Below are 21,218 nucleotides of genomic sequence, written 5' to 3'. Positions count from 1 at the left end.
CATTGTTTGGTTGTTATTGTGCGTGAAGGGTGTATCTGGGATATGCGGTGTACTTAGTAATACAATGTTAGCAAGGAGGTAGGATAGTGCCAGAAAGACTCAGATTGACTAAGAATGCACAATTTTACAGAGTCAATGATCCTGTAGAAGATGAGCTAGTTAAAACTATCTTGGACACTGCCTCTGACAATATGAATCCCGATAGTGGATTTGTAATTGATGAATTTAGGCAGGAGCGGAGTTTAGACGAACAAAGTTTAAGTTATGTCTATTCAGCTAGGGTATTTCCTTCTAGTCGGCCAGTTTATTTCTTAGACGATGATTTCGAAGACAAAATTTATGCATTTATACTGATCATTGAGATTGGCGACTACCTTGCTGTTCTGAAGAAGAGCTGCGCCAACATATTTGACCTGATGGACGAAAAGTTTACGCTTGTCGGAAGCAAGGAATTTTCATCATCATTCTCTGATGATGATGTAGAGTTTCAGAGGTTGGCGCTTAGAAATATGACTGTTTCAGATCGCGCAATGAGATCTAGATCATATGAGGCGGCTGACTTAAAAGGATTACTTTCTACTCACTCAGCAGGAAGATCAATTCCCTACTACTTTAAGCTCCGGCAAGGGGCTAAAACACGATCTATATCAGGAACTGGCCGGGTTGTTGAATCATCTAGTAGAGAAACACTCGATAATGTCGCTGAATGGGTTTACGAGCAAATCAATCTAATAGAATCCCCTAGCAATACAAATTTTCTAGATGCTTTCGCAAGTAAAGTAGAGCTAAGCGAAGTCTTAACGATTTGTTCGCCTAATGCCATTCTTATAGAGAGTCATTCTTTGTTTGATCGCCTTAAGAAGGATGGAGTTTCAGTAAAATATAAAACAAAGAAAGGAAAAGTCATCCGCGTTTCCAATCGTGTCTACAAACATCTAGAGTCTGCACTGGAGAAAGTATACGAGATAGATTCAGACTTAAACATCATGGGTGTTAATGACGGCTCTCGGGTTAGAGCCAACAAGAAAAGCCTAACATTATATTCAAAATACCTTGCAAAGTTCCGTGTGTCAGAAAACGGGAAGTTAATAACTCTTCAAAAGTATATTGTTAAGCACGGGTTTTATAGTATCACTTTTGAAGACCCAAAATATATGTACTTTATGGGGTCGTGCTTCGAGGATTCTTCAGGGATTTCAGAAATCGATAACATTCTTGAGATACTTCAACCAATAGAAGAAATTCCTGCCGTCAACTCGGAAAAAGGCAGCTTTACGGAAGAAAGTGAAAATTTTACAGAAGACTCAATGTTTGATGTTATTGAGAAAATTCATGCGGAAGATGATTATATATTCTGTGATGACCTGGGTGATGAGTGGGCTGATCATATAACCTTTAATAAAGAGAACTCAAACATATGCTTTATTCACTCAAAACACGGCGATCCCAGTACATCAGCCAGCAACTTGCACGATGTTGTGGGCCAAGGAATTAAGAACCTTGGAAACATGTATTTTGATGCGAATGCTATGTTATCGAAATTAGACAAAACCTTTAAAGATTATTACAAGTCTGGGAAAGGTATACAAACAAAAATACCCAGGATACGAAAGGGAAATATCGATGATTTCGATTGGTATCTGGCGAATTTGCTTAAGGACTACAAGCTCAATCGCAGCTGCATCTTATGCTGTTCATTTCTTTCGGTCTCAGACATTACAGGCGAGTTTAATAAAATAAAAGAAGGAAAGCCTGTGAGAGGTAATATTGTCCAGCTACTATGGATTATTTCTTCCTTCGCGCATGCGGTCAAAGATATGAACGCAAGACCAATAATATATTGTATCGAGTAATATTGCTAACAATGCCATGCACGCGACAAGCGCGTGATGGCGGCGTTAAATCACATAATAAAGGACGTTTCTATGGAAAAGCTCGTATTTCAACACGCTCCCCAAGTTGAGCTTGGTACTAACAAGTTTATAAACTGTCCCACGATACTTCAGTTCGATGATACGCCTCTCATAGAGGTTGTGCGTCTTCAAGAAGCTGGCTTTTCGACTCAAATCCCGATCTACCACTCAGATGGTACTTATTTGGCGAAAGTTGTTGGTTCGCAATTGTTCGCAACACCTGAAGGTAAAAAGGCAGGTATAGAACTCGATCATCCCGACAAGATGACGGTATGTCGTTTGGGAGGTCAGACACTATTCGAGATAAGGAGAGAAGGGGCTGCGGCGCTGAAGACGGCTGCCGAACTGTACACGCCAACAGGCCACTTCGTAAGGTATGCCGGAGTAGAGCCAGCGCTTATCAATAACGATGGCCAGTCTTTACAGATAGGCGGAATGATCATGACCGGGAATACTATTACGGGCTGTCGAATTGGGGTATGGATTAAGTCCGACGGCTCTATTGGTATTGGTTGCGGCTAGATTTAGCAAAGCCAGTTAGCAGGACGCTCGCAAGCTCGCGCCTCTGCTGGCGGCGTTATGGCTCTCCAGATGGAGTAAATGAATGATTCAGGAAATGTTGATTCTTGCTGGTGGCAGCGCATTATTGATGACCGCCCTTGGCTTTCTTTCGCGTTCGATTATTCTTCATTTTCTCAACAAGGACTTTAAGCAATTTGAGCAGCGACTGATAACTGAGGCTCAAAAGAGTAACTTTATTTTTGAAAAACTCTACGTTAGGAAGCTTGAAGCAATAGCATCGCTATATGAACAATCAGTTCTTGCAGAGCAGGCCACAAAGTATGCTGTGCAAATGCAAGGCAATGTGGAACCTGAACGTATCCCAGAGCTTGAAGAGAAAGTCAGGGGGTTCAGGGAAAAGTACTTACTTGCTCGGTTGTGGCTAGATGACCAGTCATGCGAAATTATTGACGAGCTACTTAGTCAGCACTCGATGTTCTATAAGGTGATAAATGCGGCAAATATGCAGAAAAGTGGTCTTGGTAAAGACTGGATTGGAAGCGCAATGACGGAGCTTTGGGAAAAAGCAGATGAGGAGCTTCCTAAAGTCCAAAATAGTTTGCGAGAGGCGTTTAAGGTTGCAGCCAATGAAATTAAGCCATAACAAGGCCAGCCACAGCGACGGCTTTTCCGTTGCGGCTTCGCCTTCACTACAAAGCCGCGCGTGCTGCGGGCGTTAGTTAAACATCAAGGAGTAACCGGCAGTGGATTGGCTCATTAATGTTGTACCTGTACTATTGACTCTGATTGGTGGCGGCGCCGGGTGGCTCCTGAAGTCAAAGCTGGAGACTAAGCGCAGAATAGAGGAATCTCTACAAGAAGAAGCAGCTCAAATCTATCTTGGAATTTTGCTACCTTTTGCAACCTTGTTTTCGGACTTGTCCCTCAAGAGCCAAGCAGAGACGTTGAAAAAGATTAAATCTTGCGAGTATCGGGAGAAGTCATTTAAGTTGGTGCTTGTTGGATCTGATGAGGTGGTGTCTTCCTGGAACTCTATGTGGTCAACCATTTATGCAGCTGAACGTAGAGAAGGGAAAAGCACAGATATACTAGTAGCATTTGGAAATGTGTTGCTGGCAATTCGTCGTAGTCTCGGAAATAGCGCCACATCAATGTCGAACAAAGATTTGCTAAAGTGGTTGATAAAAGACATTGACATGGTGAAATCCAATGTTTAACAAAGCTTACCAGTTAGTCGCCACAAGCTCGCGCTTCTGTAGGCGGCGTTAGGCACACAAATAGTCCCTTATGTCGAGTTGAAATGGCTTTAGAGGGAAATGAGAAAGTAAGCGAGGTTTACAAGTGGCGCAAGTTTGGATCGATGCACTCACATTCAACGACGGAAACACCGTAGAGCTGGCAAAGAACGACATTGTAGTTCTAGTCGGCCCCAATAACGCTGGGAAAAGCGCAACCCTTAGAGAGTCAGCTCAGCTGTTACGTGCCAAGTCGAACAAAGGAAAGGTGATTTCGGATCTATTGATTGGCAGGGAAGGAAACGAAGAGGAGTTGATCCGCCGCCTTGAACAAATGGGAGACAAGACGTTCTCGGGGAACCCTCTGCCAAGTTACCGTGGATTCGGATTTGATGTATATGAAGGCAATGCAAAGAGTTATTGGCTCAGAATAGAGGACGACGGCCTTTCGGAACTGCTTGAAGTCTTTGTTAAAAACATTTCGACGGAAGAGCGGTTAACAGCTGCTAACCCAACGAACAATATTAGACTTTCTAAGGAGCCCCCAACCCACCCTATTCATTTCCTGCAAAAGAAAGATTCTCTTGAGGCTACTTTTAGCCATTATTTTAGGCAGGCATTCGGGACCGACTTGATTGTCCATCGAAATGCCGGCAGCGAAGTTCCTTTATACGTAGGAGAGCGCCCAATCCCAAAAGATGGGGAGGATCGCGTCTCGGAGGGATACTTGGCCGAGCTCGAAACGCGAGATTTGCTTCATAAGCAGGGGGATGGAATGAGGAGCTTCGTAGGTGTTCTCCTTAACGCCTTCGTTTCTCAGCATTCAATTCTCTTCATAGATGAGCCAGAAGCATTTCTCCACCCGCCTCAGGCCAGGTTGCTCGGCAAAATGCTTGCTCGTGATCTACCCACCGCGCGTCAATTATTCCTTGCAACCCATAGCCAGGATTTCCTGAAGGGCCTTCTTGATGCGGGGGTAAATAACCTGAAGATTATCCGTGTGCGGCGTGACGGAAGCGTGAATAGAGTTAGCATGCTTAGCAGTGCTGATATTGAGGCAATATGGAAAGACTCTCTCCTTCGACACTCGAATGTGTTGGATGGGCTTTTTCACAGCAAGGTGGTGATCTGTGAGAGCGACTCAGATTGCAGGTTTTACTCTGCTGTAATGAGCGCAATATTTGAGGATCAAGGAAGTATCGCTCCAGATATAATGTTCATCCATTGCGGAGGAAAGCATCGGATAGCTGTGGTTGTTCGCGCGCTACGGAAGTTGGGTGTTCCGATAACGGTAGTTGCGGACTTCGACGTGCTTTCAGATATTCAGCCTCTTCGCTCCATCGTTGAAGGTCTGGAGGGAGGATGGTCAGAGTTAGAATCAGATTGGCGACTTGTGAAGTCTTCTGTCGATCAGAAGAGACCAGAACTGGAGACAGATGATGTGAAGAGAGAAATCTCAGTAATTCTCTCTTCAGTGGAGCAACGTATATTCCCAAAAGAGGTTGCGAGGGAGCTCGGAAAAATATTGAAGAAGACTTCAGCTTGGTCGCAAGCGAAGACCGCCGGCAAATCCTATATTCCGAGTGGTGACCCGACGCAGGCATATGCCCGTTTGCGTGCAGCACTAAAGTCGGTAGGACTGCTCGTGGTTGACGTGGGCGAACTTGAGGGGTTTGTACGATCTATTGGGAACCATGGCCCCACATGGGTCAATGATGCGCTGAACAGGGATTTGAGAAATGACCCAGAACTTGAGGATGCTCGGCGTTTTGTTTCTGAAATGGTGTAGGCGGCGTGCATGGGTTAAGACAACTAGGACCTTTGAAAGCGCCTTGAGCTGATCATCTCCGCCTCCGGACATCAAAAGCGTGCCGCTTTTGGTCCCCTCCGCTGGCGCCCCGATGCGAGTTACCTCAGCGTTCAGTATCTGCCAGATTCGTACCTTAAGGAGTAGAGTATGTCGTTGTTGGATTTGTATCGTCGGAATGTAACGAGAAAGCGAGAAGAAATCGCCAAGCTGCAGCAGGGACAAGCAAAAGAGCAAGATAAAATTGCTAATCTTTCTAGCAAAATAAACTCAGCTGCGCATGCGATGTCTCGCACGAGTAATGCAAGTACTGCAAGATCGAAGTTACGTGAGTTCGAAAGATACCAAAAAGATCAGGCGACAGCTGAAAGGAAAGTATCTGACTTTGACAAAAAGATCGCTCGAAAGCAGAAAGAACTTGCAGTTGAGCAAAAAAAAGTGTCAACGGAAGAGGAAAAAGAGAGCAAACAACGACAGAGGGAGTCAGAACGGCAAGCTAGGGCACACCAATCCCGAATTAATCAAATAAATAGTACTCTCGATAAGCATGATGTCTTGCATCAAAGAACTATTGCTACTCTGAAGGCACTTCAAGACCTTCCAGAGAAAATTGTAGTTCTATTTCTCGCTTCGAATCCTGCTAATGTTCAACAGTTGAGACTGGATGAGGAGGCACGTGCCATTGGCGATATGATTAGAAAGGCAAAGCACAGAGATTCAGTTTTATTTGAGAGTAGATGGGCAGTTCAACCAGTGGATGTTCTGCAAGCAATAAATGAGTTAAATCCTACAATAGTTCATTTTAGTGGCCATGGTTCAGACTCTGATGAAATAGTATTTCAAGATACTGACGGCAATGCGAAATTAGTTACTAAAGAAGCCATCGTGCAAACTATGATGGCCTCATCGGGTGAAATTCGTTTAGTTTTTTTTAATACGTGCTATTCCTATAGCCAAGCTGAAGCAATAACTCATCACGTCGAAGCCGCCATTGGGATGAATACCAGTATAGGTGATGATGTGGCAAGGGTATTTTCATCAAAATTCTACTCTGCAATTGGATTTGGGCTTTCGGTCAGAAAAGCATTTGAGCAGGCTAAAGCCCTAGTGATGATGGAAGGCTTGAACGGAGAAAACACACCGGAGCTTTTTGTCCAAGAAGGACTGGATCCGAATGATTTAGTCATAGTTCGGCCAGTAGAACCGAAAGAAACATTGAAACCAGTAGGGTAAAACTGAACAAGGGCATGCACGAGACGCCAGCTCTAAAGCTCACTCGCCCGTGATGGCGGCGTCCAATCTGCATGGATAATCAATAGGCCATAGTAATAATCTCGCATTAGCAGTGACCAAGCACACTATCGCAATAAGTATGCCCGCTTTTGGTTGACCTCCTCACCCCACTCGCAGAACAACTTTCACCACACCAGATTAAATCGTAAATGAAAAATAATTTTAAATTTAACTTGATCTGCTGTTGTTGCGAGTCTATCATAATCGTAAATTAATAATGATTTGCAACGTGGAGGAAAACAAATGAGCGAGGTAACTATCAATTCAGTATGTGAAACTATTTTTACTGGTATTCCGAGCAACCTAATTCAAAAGGCAGAGCCAGCAGATGCGACACATCATATGATCACGGGTTCATCTTTGAATCATGCCGGTGAGTTAGTTGAGGAGGCTCTTCAACCTGTCCAACTTAAAGACGAAAAATCGGCATCAAAGTTTCTCCTGACGGAGGGCGATGTCGTGGTTTTAACCCGCGGTAATTCCTTTCGGGCTGCAATTGTCGACTCAAAAACCGTAAAGCTTAAACTGATACCTTCGGCTAATTTGGTGGTTTTGCGCCCTAACGCTTCGAAGGCAAAGCCAACGGCGCTGGTCACTCACTTGAACTCTGCACTTGGTCAATCCCAAATGGAGCAGCTTGCAACAGGCACCACCATCAAGAATGTACCCGCGAGCAAGCTCAAAGAACTGCAGTTTAAATTGCCAGGCTTAGAAACACAGGAACAAATTGACAGCTTGTTTTTTGCAAGTAACCAAGCCTATACCGCTGGCATTGCAATGGTTGAGCAAGAGCGTAAAGTAGCGATGGCGAAGGTGAACGAGTTAATGCAGGGAGGCGCATAACATGACTATCAATTTCACTAATCAATTATCAAAGCTTATCGACTCGGTACGAGGGGAGCTCAGAGAAGAGCAAGTACTGCCGCTCATAACGATATTGCTCTATGTTAAGGTTAAAGATGTAGAGTCTATTAATGCTCTCAAACGCATGGGACTAGCGAATCAAAAGACGGCCCTGTTAGAGTTAATTGCAGCTTACCCTGAGGTCGAGGAACACTCAGCTCTCAGTGCAATAGACTTCGCTCACAACGAAGCACTATCAATGCTAATTAGCTTTGTCGCTGACATCGATGACATTAACATTGCTGTACAAACGATTCGCACTGCTTTTGCAAACTCTCGTTTCGCAACCGAATATGGCTCAAATTCAAACGAAGTAGAGTTACTACTTGGGCTAGTAAAACCCCAAAAGAAAGACACATTTTTAGACCCGGCGGGTGGTATTGGTAATGTGCTTTCCGCACTATCAGTTCAGCAGGCTGAGCTACAAGAAATAAATTCTGACTCGGCAATTATCTGTCAGCTTTTAGCTAGCCTCGAACAAAAGGAAGTCACTGTTTTTAAGGGTAACAGCCTTGTTCAGCCTGCTTTTAAGAAAGCTAGTGCGGATTATGTGGTTATGACCCCGCCACTCGGGCTCCGGTTTGGCCGCGAACAAATCGACAAAATAAAGTCCGCTCCCTATTTACTGCCGCAAGAATCACAAACGTCCATTCCCATGACTGCTGGCGATAGCCTGTGGCTTCAGTTAGCTTTATGGGCTTTGAGCGACACCGGCAAAGGGTATGTATTCTTACCTAGAGGCTGGCTGTTCAGAGGCGGTTACGATGCCCAGGTGCGCGAGTACTTTGTCGAGAATGAGCTGGTTGAAGCCGTTGTCCAATTGCCGAGCAAGTTCTTCAGCCACACAGCTGTTGCGCCCGTGCTACTTATCCTCAATAAAGCAAAGGAAAAAGGCAGCCCTGTTCGCTTTATCGACGCTGAAGCGACACAAAATGACGCGGGCCTCGATTACCATTTAAGCTCGGATTATATTGCCGAAATTGTGAGACTCATTACGGCCACCGAAATAGATGACCCAAGAGTCGTCGAAAAATACGCACCAGACATTCGCGAGCAAGACATGATTCTCGCCGTAAACCGGTACATTACGCCGTCAACGCATATTGAAGACATCAATTTCGAAGCAGAGTCTGCGAAATTAAAACAACTAGAAAGCGCCTATGCAGAAGCCAAACGCCAATTGAGCGCCCTGCTCGACAACTAATTTAGGAGGAAATAAACATGGATCACAGTGTACACAACAAACTTATTTCATTTATTTGGGGTATCGCCGACGACTGCTTGCGAGACGTGTATGTTCGCGGAAAATACCGCGATGTTATTCTACCCATGGTAGTACTGCGCCGTTTAGATACCTTGCTCGAGCCAAATAAAGATGCTGTATTAGAAGAAGTTAGATTCCAAAAAGAGGAAATGGGCGCAACGGAGCTGGATGATGCACCATTAATAGAAGCCAGTGGCTACGTGTTTTACAATACGTCTAAATGGACGCTTAAATCGCTGTTCAATACCGCCACGAACAACCAACAAATCCTACTTGCTAACTTCGAAGAGTATTTACTTGGTTTCAGTGACAATGTTAAAGAAATCATCGAGTGCTTTAACCTGCAGTCGCAAATTCGCCATATGGCGGCAAAGCAAGTCTTACTCGATGTAGTTGAGAAATTTGTTTCGCCTTACATCAACTTAACGCCGGAAGCCGCTGAAGACCCTGACGGTAACAAAATGCCAGCCCTCACTAACCTCGGTATGGGCTATGTGTTTGAAGAGTTGATTCGTAAGTTCAACGAAGAAAACAATGAAGAGGCTGGGGAGCATTTTACCCCACGCGAAGTAATCGAGTTGATGACGCACATGGTTTTTGATCCGGTTAAAGACCAACTTCCACTTACCATGACTGTGTACGACCCCGCCTGCGGGAGTGGGGGCATGCTCACTGAGTCGCAAAACTTTATTGAAGAAAAATACCCGAACGAAAGTCGTGATATTTACCTCTATGGTAAAGAAATCAACGATGAAACCTATGCGATTTGTAAATCGGACATGATGATTAAAGGCAACGACCCCGAGAACATTCGGGTGGGTTCAACATTATCTAGCGACGAGTTCGCGTCTTCACGATTTGATTTCATGCTCTCTAACCCACCGTATGGCAAAAGCTGGGCGTCTGAACAAAAGCATATTAAAGACGGGGGCGATGTTATCGACCCACGGTTTAAAGTAACCCTCACCGATTACTGGGGTAACCGGGAGGAAGTAGACGCAACCCCGCGCTCTAGTGACGGCCAATTGCTGTTTCTGATGGAAATGGTCAGCAAAATGAAAAACCCATCGGAAAGTCCATTGGGTAGCCGCATTGCATCCGTTCACAACGGTTCTTCATTGTTTACTGGCGATGCCGGCGGTGGTGAGAGTAATATACGCCGCTTCATTATTGAGAACGATATGCTGGAAGCAATTGTTCAGTTGCCGAATAACCTGTTCTACAACACCGGTATTACCACCTATATTTGGGTGCTGAACAATAACAAACCAGAAAACCGAAAAGGTAAAGTGCAGTTGATTGATGCCAGCTTACTCTATCGTAAGCTGCGCAAGAACCTTGGTAATAAAAATTGCGAATTCGCACCAGAGCACATCACTGAAATTACAGACACCTATCTGGCCTGCAGCGCTATTGAGCGGAAGCTAAACGAGAACAACGATCCAATCGGCATTGCAAGCCAAGTATTCAGCAACCAAGACTTTGGTTACTACAAAGTAACCATTGAACGGCCAGATCGACGCAAAGCCAGATTTACTTCTGAGGCTATTGCACCGCTTCGCTTTGACAAGCAACTAAGTGAAGTAATGGCGCACCTGTATTCCGAGTATGGTGAGAGCGTTTATGAAACATCAGGATATGGCCCAGACGGTAACAAAAGTTTTTTACAGTCTATCGACAAAGAAATCTTAAACTGGTGTGAAGACAATGAAATTAGCTTAAATGCAAAAGCTAAAACGAAACTGCTCGACGTGAGACACTGGTTAAAGCTCAAAGCCTTACTAAAGTCCGCTGAGCAGCTGATGGCGAACATCGGTCAGGAAGAGTTCGATGACTTTAACCGTTTCAAAATGCTTGTCGACAAGGCGTTAAAAGCCCTAGGAATAAAGCTTTCTTCGCCGGAAAAGAGCGCTATTTTAAAGGCTGTCAGTTGGTATGACGAACACGCTCAGAAAGTCATAAAGAAAGTACAGAAACTCAGCGGCGATAAACTCGATGCGTTGCTCATGCGTTATGACTGCCGAGCCGAGGATTTGTCACACTACGGCTATTTTCCGACAGCTAAGCCAAACGAGTTCATTACCTACGAGACTAATGGTGATTTGCGTGATACCGAATCTGTACCATTGGGGCAAAGTATTTACCAATACTTCCTTGATGAAGTGAAACCTCATGTAGATGAAGCTTGGATAAACCTCGATAGCGTAAAAATTGGCTACGAAATTAGCTTCAACAAATACTTTTACCGCCACAAGCCGTTACGCGCACTCGAAGATGTTGCACAAGACATCATTACTTTAGAGCAAAAGGCTGAAGGCTTAATTGCTCAGATTTTGGGTGTAAAAGTTGAAGATGTGCAGGGAGGTGAGTGATGCAAGCTTTAGCAAACTTCCCTAAGTATGAGTCCTATAGCGATTCTGGCGAAGATTGGATTGGAGAAATTCCCTATCACTGGGAGACAGTGCGGCTCAAGCATCTTTTTCGAGAAAAAAAGCATAGACCAAACATGAGCTTAAACTGCGGAGCTATTAGTTTCGGTGAAGTCGTCACTAAGGATGACGACAAAGTACTTGAGGCGACAAAAGCCTCTTATCAAGAAGTGCTATCAGGTGAGTTTTTAATTAACCCGCTGAACTTAAATTATGACTTAATCAGTTTGCGAATTGCCTTATCTAAGGTCGATGTAGTTGTTAGTGCCGGTTATATCGTAATTAAAGAAAAAGAACCAATAATTAAAGAGTACTTTAAATATCTACTCCATCGATATGATGTGGCGTACATGAAGCTTCTTGGTTCCGGAGTGCGGCAAACTATTAGTTTTAATCACATTGCAAATAGCTTGCTGCTTAGCCCGCCGATGGAAGAGCAAACTTTAATAGCCAAGTTCCTTGACCAAAAAACCGCGCAGATCGATGAAGCGATTACTATTAAAGAGCAGCAAATCAAGCTGCTACAAGAGCGCAAGCAAATCATCATCCAGAAAGCAGTTACCCAAGGCCTTGACCCCAATGTACCGATGAAAGACTCCGGTGTGGATTGGATTGGTGAGATTCCAGCGCATTGGGAGATTTCGCTCGCTAAACATGTATTGAGGAAATTAAATCGTCCCCGATATAAAAATGGAAATACGGTCATTTGCTCAAATCACGGATGTTCAAAGCTATTAGGCGATGTTAATCAAGGCTTGGTATCTCTAACCCAACATGATTATCAGGGAGTCAATAAAGGTGATTTACTTGTGCATGGTATGGATGCCTGGCACGGAGCAATTGCAATGTCTGAACACACTGGAGATTGCACCTCCGTAGTTCATGTCTGCGACACATTTCAGAACAAAAGTTATATTGCGTATTTCCTTAAAATGCTGGCGATCATGAATGTCTACAAAGTAATTTCAAATGGCGTTAGAGGGAATACTAGTGATTTTAGAAGCTGGAGTAAGTTCGGTGATATTCAAATCATTTTACCCCCACTAATTGAGCAAAATGCCGTCGTGGAGTTGCTTGATGAACAGATGCAAAAAACGGATCGTTCAATTGAACTACTTAATCAGCAGATCGAAAAGCTCAAAGAATACAAAACCACCCTGATCAACAGCGCCGTGACAGGAAAAATAAAAATCACCCCAGAAATGTTTGAGCAATAGGATGCGATTATGTTCACGGTAAATCATCAAACCAACAGGATCAGTCCAGTTAAGACGAAGAAGTTCAGTGAGTTGGGCTTTTCCGAGCGAAAGCATCTTCAGGAATGGTTGGCACACGAGCCATCCGCACTCGGTGAAGAGTTGTTGATTATTCAAAAGGAGTTCAATGGCTTTGATGACACCCATGAACGTTTAGATTTACTGGCGTTGGATAAAGATGGCAACTTGGTCATTATTGAAAACAAGCTGGACGACAGTGGCCGCGATGTGGCGTGGCAGGCGTTTCAATGCGCCTCGTACTGTGCGTTTGATTGTTATGAACAAACAGGAGAAGCTTGGGCTGAGGCTCAAGTTATGCAGCTCCAACTTGAGATAATAAATGTTCTCAGGAAACACCAGAATCGAGGACTAAGTATATGACCTTGAACAGAAGCAGTGAATACTTGCGCTCTTTGTTAGAAGAACTCTGCTCTCTTCCGCAAGAAACCGAGTGGGTAGAGTTTAAGCAGGACAATGATGACCCCTTGATGATTGGTGAATACATCTCCGCACTAGCCAACTCCGCTGCGCTTCTAGGTAAGCAATTTGGGTACGTGGTCTGGGGCGTGGAAAACGATTCACATGATGTGACTGGAACGGCCTTTAAGCCGTCAGTGACAAAACACAAGCAACAAGAATTAGAAAGTTGGCTGCTGCAAAAAACAAAACCCCGAATTCATTTTCGATTTTTTGAATTTGAATCCATCACAGGCCGCGACGTCGTAATACTCGAGATCGAGGCAGCAAAACGCGATCCTGTTCAGTTTGATGGCACTGAATTCATTCGCGTTGGGTCGTATAAGAAAAAACTCCGTGACTTCCCTGCGAAGGAACGAGAACTGTGGCGCGCGTTTGATGCCACTCCTTTTGAGCAGCAAAGTGCCGCCGATAATCTAACTGCGGACGCCGTGTTGAAGCTATTAGATTATGCCGCATATTTCGATCTAATGAACATTCCCCTTCCAGAAAATAGGGAGGGAATTCTTAGCACACTTATGAACGACCAAATCATCGATAAAAATGAAGCCGGTCAGTGGGTAATCACTAACCTTGGCGCTATTCTTTTTGCCAAAGACTTATCTAACTTCAACCGCTTAAAGCGAAAAGCAGTTCGTATCGTGCAGTATAAGGGCGCTAACAGAGTAGAAACCACCAGAGAAATTGAGGGTGTAAAAGGTTATGCAATCGGCTTTGATGGACTGATAAACTATTTGAAAGCGTTACTCCCTGCAAATGAACAAATAAAGAATGCGCTCCGCAAAGAAGTGCCCGTATATCCCGAGCTCGCCATTCGGGAATTAGTAGCTAACGCTTTAATACATCAAGATTTTAGCATTACTGGCACAGGTCCATTAATTGAAGTTTTTGATACCCGACTAGAGATAACTAATCCGGGTGCGCCTTTGGTGGCACCGGAAAGGTTCCTCGATTCGCCACCACGAAGCCGGAATGAAGCATTGGCCTCATTAATGCGTCGAATTGGCTTCTGCGAAGAACGCGGCAGTGGGATTGATAAAGTAATCTTTGAAACCGAGTTTTACCAGCTCCCTGCTCCGATATTCGAGTCGTTCGAACAGAACACTCGGACTATGTTATTTGCATACAGAGCATTTAAAGATATGACAAAAGAAGAGCGACTTCGGGCTTGCTATTTTCATTGCGCGCTTCGTTATCTAAGCAGGCAACCTATGACCAACGCTACTCTTCGAGAGCGATTTGGTATCGAAGCGCGGAACGCATCGATGATCAGTCGATTGCTTACTCAAGCATTAGAAAATAATGTAATAAAACCGTACGATGAGACTGTTGGTAAAAAAGCAATGAGTTATGTTCCTATGTGGGCTTAACTTTCCCAGTTTGTTTGACTGGTGTTTGACTAAAAGAATCATTCGAGGTGGCTTGCGAATATAAGCAATTGTATTTTAAAGGGTATTTATTTTTTGTTTATTTGACTCAGGTTAGATGAATCTTGAAAATTCAATGCTCAAATTGTTTGACTGGCATTTGACTGAATGGGCTTTCACTTCCTAAAAGTGCTTAGACTTCAAAAGGTTAGGTAAATTCTTTTATTTGACTGTAGCATGTTGCTTACAACATATTTACTGAATAATCATGAGAAAGCGCGAAGCTAGCGCTGTTGGACGCTAAATAGAGGGATATTATGGTTAGTAAAACGAACGAACAAGCGCTAGAGGCTGCCATTGAGAAAAGCCTAACGGGCACTTGCTTAGAGGAACTGAGTGCAGGTGTGCGATTTGCTGAGCCTGACTATATCGGTGCGTTTTACAAAATTGGCCAGGCCTCTGAATTCAACAGCCAGTACGCTATTGATGAGCGCTACTTTTGGGCGTTTCTCGAAAAAACACAAGAGCCGGAGCTCGAAAAACTAAAGCGCAATAACCGAACTGACTGGCAGCGTAAGCTGCTTGAGCGTTACGATCGCCTTATTAAGAAGCATGGTGTTTTACACCTGCTCAAAAAAGGCTTAAGTGTTGACGATGCCCATTTTCATCTGCTTTACCCAGCGCCATTAGCCAGCAGCAGTGAGAAGGTAAAGCAGAACTTTGCTGAGAATATTTTCAGTTGCACTCGTCAAGTTCGCTACTCTCGAGCCAACCCCTTGCAAGAAATCGATATGGTGCTGTTCATCAACGGCATTCCGCTGGTTACGTTAGAGCTTAAAAATGCTTGGACTGGACAAACAGCGCGATACCATGGTCAAAAGCAGTATCGCAACGACCGTGATACAACCCAGCCACTTTTGAACTTTGGCCGTTGCTTAGTACACATGGCTGTGGATACAGATGAAGTTTACATGACGACCAAGTTGGCAGGGAAAAGCACCTACTTCTTACCCTTTAATAAGGGTCATAACCTTGGTCAAGGTAACCCTCCTAATCCTAAGGGACATAAGACCGCTTATTTGTGGGAGGAAGTATTCAGCAAAGAGAGTCTCGCGAATATCATTCAGCACTTTGTGCGTCTTGATGGTTCCAGTAAAGATCCGCTGGCAAAGCGTACGTTATTTTTCCCGCGCTATCACCAGCTAGATGTGGTACGAAAATTAGTACATCACGCGGCTACCCATGGAGTTGGCCAAACTTATTTGATTCAGCACTCTGCTGGTTCGGGTAAATCCAACTCCATTACGTGGGCAGCATACCAACTCATAGAAACCTACCCTGCCTCTACACAAGTAGCTGGTGGTAAAGGTCTCGACAAGCCTCTGTTTGATTCAGTAATTGTAGTGACCGACCGCCGCTTGCTTGATAAACAACTTCGCGACAATATTCGCGAATTCTCTGAAGTTAAGAACATTATTGCGCCAGCGTTCAAGTCATCCGAATTGAAGAAAGCGCTAGAGAACGGCAAAAAAATAATCATAACAACGATTCAAAAGTTTCCGTTCATTATCGACGGCATTTCCGATCTTAGTGATAAGCGTTTTGCTGTCATTATCGATGAGGCCCATAGTTCGCAATCAGGCTCTGCTCACGACAATATGAACCGCGCTATTGGTAAGGCGGACGTAGAGGAAGCAGAAGACGCGCAGGATAAAATTCTGCAAGCAATGAAATCCCGTAAAATGCGCGGAAATGCGTCGTACCTGGCATTTACAGCAACACCCAAGAACACCACTCTGGAAAAATTTGGCCAACGCCAAGAAGATGGTTCATTTAAGCCTTTCCATCTCTATTCAATGAAGCAGGCTATCGAGGAAGGGTTTATTCTCGATGTTCTGAGCAATTACACAACCTATAAGAGCTATTACGAGATTGAGAAATCGATTGCTGAGAACCCTGAGTTCGATACCAAAAAGGCACAGAAGAAGCTAAGAGCCTATGTCGAGCGGAGCCAGCAAACGATCGATACCAAAGCCGAAATTATGCTCGAGCACTTTATCCCTCAAGTCGTAAACGCAAAGAAATTACGGGGTAAAGGCAAAGGCATGGTAGTGACGCAGAATATTGAGACTGCTATTCGTTACTACCGGGCGATTAAGCGCATACTCGAAGAGCAAGGTAATCCGTTTAAAGTACTTGTTGCCTTTTCCGACACAAAAGAAGTCGACGGCATTGAATACACAGAAGCTGATATCAATGGCTTTGCAGAAACCGACACCAAAGACAAATTTGATACCGACGAATACCGGTTGCTTGTTGTCGCCAACAAGTACCTGACTGGTTTTGACCAACCAAAGCTGTGCGCGATGTACGTTGATAAAAAGCTCGCTGGTGTACTCTGCGTTCAGGCACTATCACGGCTTAACCGCAGTGCGCCAAAATTGGGTAAAAAGACAGAGGATTTGTTTGTTCTCGACTTCTTTAATTCGGTTGATGACATTCAAGCAGCGTTCGAGCCGTTCTATACGGCCACGTCATTAACGCAAGCCACAGATATTAACGTACTTCATGAGCTTAAAGACAGCATGGACGATGCAGGCGTCTACGAATGGTATGAAGTTGAGGATTTTGTTACCCGTTATTTTAATGAAGAAGACGCGCAAAGCTTAAGCCCAATTATTGACGTCGCTGCCGCTCGCTTCAATCAAGAGTTAGAGCTTGAACACGAAGACAGGGTTGATTTCAAAATCAAAGCCAAGCAATTCGTTAAAATATACGGTCAGATGGCTTCAATAATGCCCTACGAAATAGTGGCGTGGGAGAAGCTGTTCTGGTTCTTGAAATTCTTAATTCCAAAATTAAAAGTTCAAGATCCTGACGCTGATGCAATTGATGAGTTGCTTGAGTCCGTAGATTTAAGTTCTTACGGGCTACAGCGTGTGAAGCTGAATAGCTCGATTAAACTGAGTGATGATGAAGCTGAGGTAGACCCGCAGAACCCGAATCCACGCGGTGCGCACGGAGCCGAAAAGGAAACAGACCCGCTAGACGAGATCATCCGCACATTCAATGAGCGTTGGTTCCAGGGCTGGAGTGCAACACCGGAAGAACAGCGCGTAAAGTTTGTGAATATTGCTGAGAGCATTCGCCAACACCCCGATTTTGAGTCCAAGTACGCTAATAACCCTGACCCCCATAATCGCGACCTAGCATTCCAAAAAATGCTGAAAGAAATCATGTTGCAACGCCGCAAGGACGAACTAGAGCTATATAAGTTGTTTGCAAATGACTCGGCGTTTAAAGCGTCGTGGACACAGAGTATGCAGCGGATGGTTGAGAGTTGAGTTCGCCACACACTGCATAATCTAAACGAATATTTAAACCAATTTTACGTGCTCAAGGTCCATGCCCGCACAAAAAAGTCTATTTGTAGTTTTAAGAAAATGGAGATGCTCAATGGATTTTGATCTTAAATCTATATCGGTGACTGTCGTAATTGTAACATTAGCTAGTAGCGGACTTTATGGCTTCTACATGAAAAATAAAAGTAGAGCGCTCATCGACCAAACTACGGGATACAGTCATGTTGTGGAATGCTTAAACCTATTGAAAAGCCACGATTCTGAAAAAATATCTGCTTTTCTTAACGCATTACCCCATAAGCAAAAAGAATTAGAAAAGTCTGATGCAATAATGACAGCTACAGCGACTACCTTTAGTGGTGAGCTAAGAATATCGGGTATGGGACAACCCTTGTCGAAATGCGCTCATTTACTTATGGAGCACAAGGAGAGAATGAAGCGATAACATGTTTTTAGTTGGTTCGCTCATGTCCACTGTCCCAAAATCCGAGACAGTTTAATTATACAGCTGCTTATGGCCTTATACGGGCAATATAAAGTAGATTCCAGTCCCGTTTATCAATCAATTACACCTGACCGCAAGCTTGCGCTTGAATACGGGGGCTGAAAGCAAAAGTGGTTATTTCCATTTTGGAAATAACCACTGAACACGGCGCCATTACTGAAAAATTAATACGAAGCAAGTCAAGTACTTCAACCGCGATATAGTAATTTCATAATATGTAAGCGTTCGAGAAGAAGATTAAGGGAAGTGGACAGAAGCAGCTGTGATGGTTTTGCTTGTCCCGCCATCAACAATCTTATAAGTTAGATTATTAATAAAAGCGCACGCCGACGGATTATGGCGAAGCGAACGCAGTGAAAAAACCACTGCCCAAGAGCCCGCTCACGTTGTTTCCTCAATTTACTCAAGGAAGAGCCTTTCTCAGTTCGTTTCTGGTGGCTATATCTGCTCGTTCTATTCCTAGGTCGCGTGCTTGATTGTGCGTGTTTTTGCTGATGGATTCCCTTAAAGATAGGGGCTTCAAGAGCATGAAGTGATGTTAATGAGCATGCATGGTTTAGTTATTATTGTGCATGCAAGGTGTATCGGGGATATGCGGCGTGCGTAGTATTAAAATGTTAGAAGGTAATCATGGAACAAGCATTTCGACATCTGCATATGCCTCCAGAACTTGCGTGTGAGTTTCTTGCAGTTTTTTCAAGAATGGAGTACGCATTGAAAGTCACGCGATTTCAGGACGGAAATGAAGGCAGAGTTTCCGCGTCGTGGGATCGTTTTGCTAACGAAGCTGATGATGTTTTCGACGAATCATCATCTGAGGACCTGCAAGAAGCCGTTAATTATATGACCAACAAACCTCCGCGTAAGCAAGTACTTGTAGAGAGGCATCGAGTCGAATTTCGAGATTTTACTAAAGATGCGAATCAGCGCCAGTTACAACAGCTTTTGCTCATGGTAAGAATAGTTCGAAATAATCTTTTCCACGGCGGCAAACATTTACCAACTGGAGAGAACGAGCCAGGCCGGAATGAAATGCTTGTGCGGCACTCTCTATCTATTTTACGGGCATGTTCAATATTGTTGCCCGATGTGCAGGAGAGCTATGAGCACTAAAACTTCTAACAAGGCGCACCAATTTGCCACCGCTAGCGGTGGCCGGACGCTCGTAAGCTCGCGCCGTTGTGCGCGGCGTTAACTACCTGCCTCCCCCCCCCCAAAAAAAAAGCCACCCCAAGGCAGCTTCAGAAGAAATCCATCTTACTTCTTCGTGGATTTACTCGGTTTTAATGCGGGAGTATTTCCCGGGGTAGTCTTATTGTCACGTCGACGTTGATCATGTTTCCCAGTTGAATCTGCAATGGGTTTTGGGCCGGGTTTAAGACTCATAACGGTGTTCCTTGCGTAGTTGAGAGAAGATCTCTCTGCCACCAACCTACGCCTATTACTGCAGTAAGTACAATCTGGCCGTGCGCTAGCGTACACAGCGATGGCCTACACCCCCTACCGCCCCAAAAAATCCTGCAACAGATTCGGGGCTGGCTCTGGCAGCTGGTCCGTCATAAACGAGCGGCGTTTTACGCCTCGGGTGATATAGGAAGTGCGCACGCCGTTGGCGAAGGCGTAGGGCACGTATTGTTCTTCTTGCATTAGTGGTATCACTTGTCGCCAGAATTCTGGGGAGAGTGAGTTCATCGCGCTGCTTTCGGCGTTCATTAAAATTACGATGCCGATATCAAAATCTGGCGAGTAGGCGATTTCCGCCCGAAAGCCTTGCACCCAGCCGCCGTGATACACGATGTCGTGATTCATAAACTCATAAATGCGCCAGCCCAGGCCGTAATGGGCGTTGTTTAAATACGGCTGCCAAGCGCGGCGGCGTAAATCTCGCGAGGTATGAATGCGTTTCTCACGCACTTGAGCGAGCACTTCCGGCGGCATGATGTCGGCGTTGTAGCCCATTTGTGCGATCAGCCATTGGGATAAATCTTTGGCGCTGGCGTTCACCCCAGCGGCGGATGAAAAGCGATAGTAGTGAGGGCCCACTTGCCGGGTAATCCAGCCATTGCGACCACGAATATGGGGCAGGGCTTTATCTTCGGTATTCACAAAGCCTTCGTAGCCCATGGAGGCGGTCGACATCGCCAACGGGGTAAATATATGGGTAGCCACCCAATCTGCGTAGCTCTGGCCGGTGGTTTCTTCCACCACGTCTTCGATAAAACTAAAGAGTACGTTTTGGTATCCATAGCAGCGCCCCGGCGTACACATGGGGTTAATGCGGTTAAAGTGCGGAATGATTTGTTGGCGCTCTAAATTAGCCTCAATCAGATTATCGTAGGCGTTGGGAATCACCCCAGAGCTGTGCGCCAGTATGTGCTCCACTTGCAGCTGCAGCGAATAGTCGGTGTTTTTAAAGTCCAAGGTGGGTACGTATTGCTTTACGGAGTCACTGAGGGTGAAGTAGCCGCGGTTTTCCAACATGGAGGCCATGTTGCCAGCAAAGGTTTTCGATACCGACGCGATACGAAATACGGTATCTGGGGTTACGGGCTCGGGATTACCTCGCGAGCGCACGCCAAAGGTGTGCATTTCAACAATGCGATCCCGATGCACTATGGCATAAACGCCGCCAGGCACATTATCGTTGGCCAGTTGCTGGGTAAAGAAATCCGCGTAGCCGGGCAGTAAGGTAACGGGTTCTGGTGGCGTAAGTGCAGAAAGGGGCTTGGGCAATACCCCAGGCCCCGGAGAGGCCGCGGTAACGCCGCTAGCAACACTCAAACCAAACGCCGCAGCAAACACTAGCCCGGTGCTGTAACTGCCGAGTAGGGCGCTGCTGGCGCGTTTTAATGTTGTTCTCGTGCGCGTCGCTACGTTCATAGGTC

General features: G+C 45.0%; 16 protein-coding genes. 15 read left to right on the top strand and 1 reads right to left on the bottom strand.

Annotation, left to right across the window (positions count from 1 at the left end):
* Positions 1-86: 86 nt before the first annotated feature.
* The 15 genes from FM042_RS10455 to FM042_RS10385 all read left to right on the top strand — a co-directional run bounded on the left by FM042_RS10455 (position 87) and on the right by FM042_RS10385 (position 19,446).
* Positions 87-1,853, top strand: a complete 1,767-nt coding sequence (locus FM042_RS10455; protein ID WP_143236393.1) for a hypothetical protein — start codon at positions 87-89, stop codon at positions 1,851-1,853.
* A gap of 72 nt (positions 1,854-1,925) precedes the next feature.
* Complete coding sequence (locus FM042_RS10450) at positions 1,926-2,435, top strand: hypothetical protein (protein ID WP_143236392.1); 510 nt, start codon at positions 1,926-1,928, stop codon at positions 2,433-2,435.
* Positions 2,436-2,517: 82 nt separating this feature from the next.
* On the top strand, positions 2,518-3,078 hold the full coding sequence (locus FM042_RS11845; protein ID WP_185960775.1) for a hypothetical protein: 561 nt from the start codon (positions 2,518-2,520) through the stop codon (positions 3,076-3,078).
* A 100-nt stretch (positions 3,079-3,178) separates the two neighbouring features.
* Complete coding sequence (locus tag FM042_RS10440; RefSeq protein ID WP_143236391.1) at positions 3,179-3,652, top strand: hypothetical protein; 474 nt, start codon at positions 3,179-3,181, stop codon at positions 3,650-3,652.
* A gap of 124 nt (positions 3,653-3,776) precedes the next feature.
* Positions 3,777-5,459: an ATP-dependent nuclease gene (locus FM042_RS10435; protein WP_143236390.1), complete on the top strand. Its 1,683-nt coding sequence runs from the start codon at positions 3,777-3,779 to the stop codon at positions 5,457-5,459.
* Positions 5,460-5,627: 168 nt separating this feature from the next.
* Positions 5,628-6,710, top strand: coding sequence for a hypothetical protein (locus FM042_RS11950; RefSeq protein WP_143236389.1), 1,083 nt, complete (start codon positions 5,628-5,630; stop codon positions 6,708-6,710).
* A 303-nt stretch (positions 6,711-7,013) separates the two neighbouring features.
* Positions 7,014-7,613, top strand: a complete 600-nt coding sequence (locus FM042_RS10425) for a restriction endonuclease subunit S (protein ID WP_143236388.1) — start codon at positions 7,014-7,016, stop codon at positions 7,611-7,613.
* A 1-nt stretch (position 7,614) separates the two neighbouring features.
* Positions 7,615-8,877, top strand: coding sequence for an HsdM family class I SAM-dependent methyltransferase (locus FM042_RS10420; RefSeq protein WP_143236387.1), 1,263 nt, complete (start codon positions 7,615-7,617; stop codon positions 8,875-8,877).
* 17 nt (positions 8,878-8,894) lie between these two features.
* Positions 8,895-11,309 carry a type I restriction-modification system subunit M gene (locus FM042_RS10415; RefSeq protein ID WP_143236386.1) on the top strand — a complete coding sequence of 805 codons (2,415 nt, stop codon included), beginning with the start codon at positions 8,895-8,897 and terminating at the stop codon, positions 11,307-11,309.
* Positions 11,309-12,583 (top strand): restriction endonuclease subunit S, encoded by a 1,275-nt coding sequence (locus tag FM042_RS10410; RefSeq protein ID WP_143236385.1) that lies wholly within the window; start codon positions 11,309-11,311, stop codon positions 12,581-12,583. The genes FM042_RS10415 and FM042_RS10410 overlap by 1 nt, the downstream gene beginning before the upstream one ends.
* A gap of 9 nt (positions 12,584-12,592) precedes the next feature.
* Complete coding sequence (locus FM042_RS10405; RefSeq protein ID WP_232366425.1) at positions 12,593-13,003, top strand: PDDEXK family nuclease; 411 nt, start codon at positions 12,593-12,595, stop codon at positions 13,001-13,003.
* Positions 13,000-14,469, top strand: coding sequence for an ATP-binding protein (locus tag FM042_RS10400; RefSeq protein WP_143236384.1), 1,470 nt, complete (start codon positions 13,000-13,002; stop codon positions 14,467-14,469). The genes FM042_RS10405 and FM042_RS10400 overlap by 4 nt, the downstream gene beginning before the upstream one ends.
* A 314-nt stretch (positions 14,470-14,783) precedes the next feature.
* Complete coding sequence (locus FM042_RS10395; RefSeq protein WP_143236383.1) at positions 14,784-17,810, top strand: type I restriction endonuclease subunit R; 3,027 nt, start codon at positions 14,784-14,786, stop codon at positions 17,808-17,810.
* 112 nt (positions 17,811-17,922) lie between these two features.
* On the top strand, positions 17,923-18,273 hold the full coding sequence (locus FM042_RS10390) for a hypothetical protein (RefSeq protein ID WP_143236382.1): 351 nt from the start codon (positions 17,923-17,925) through the stop codon (positions 18,271-18,273).
* Positions 18,274-18,963: 690 nt separating this feature from the next.
* On the top strand, positions 18,964-19,446 hold the full coding sequence (locus FM042_RS10385; RefSeq protein WP_143236381.1) for a hypothetical protein: 483 nt from the start codon (positions 18,964-18,966) through the stop codon (positions 19,444-19,446).
* A gap of 387 nt (positions 19,447-19,833) precedes the next feature.
* Here FM042_RS10385 and FM042_RS10380 read toward each other — a convergent pair whose 3' ends face one another.
* Entirely contained in the window at positions 19,834-21,213 is a 1,380-nt protein-coding gene (locus FM042_RS10380; protein ID WP_143236380.1) for a serine hydrolase domain-containing protein, read from the bottom strand.
* Positions 21,214-21,218 lie beyond the last annotated feature (5 nt).

The sequence above is a fragment of the Aliidiomarina halalkaliphila genome (genome assembly GCF_007096385.1).
Classification (GTDB): Bacteria; Pseudomonadota; Gammaproteobacteria; order Enterobacterales; family Alteromonadaceae; genus Aliidiomarina; species Aliidiomarina halalkaliphila.
This window is presented reverse-complemented; position numbering and strand designations above follow the sequence as displayed.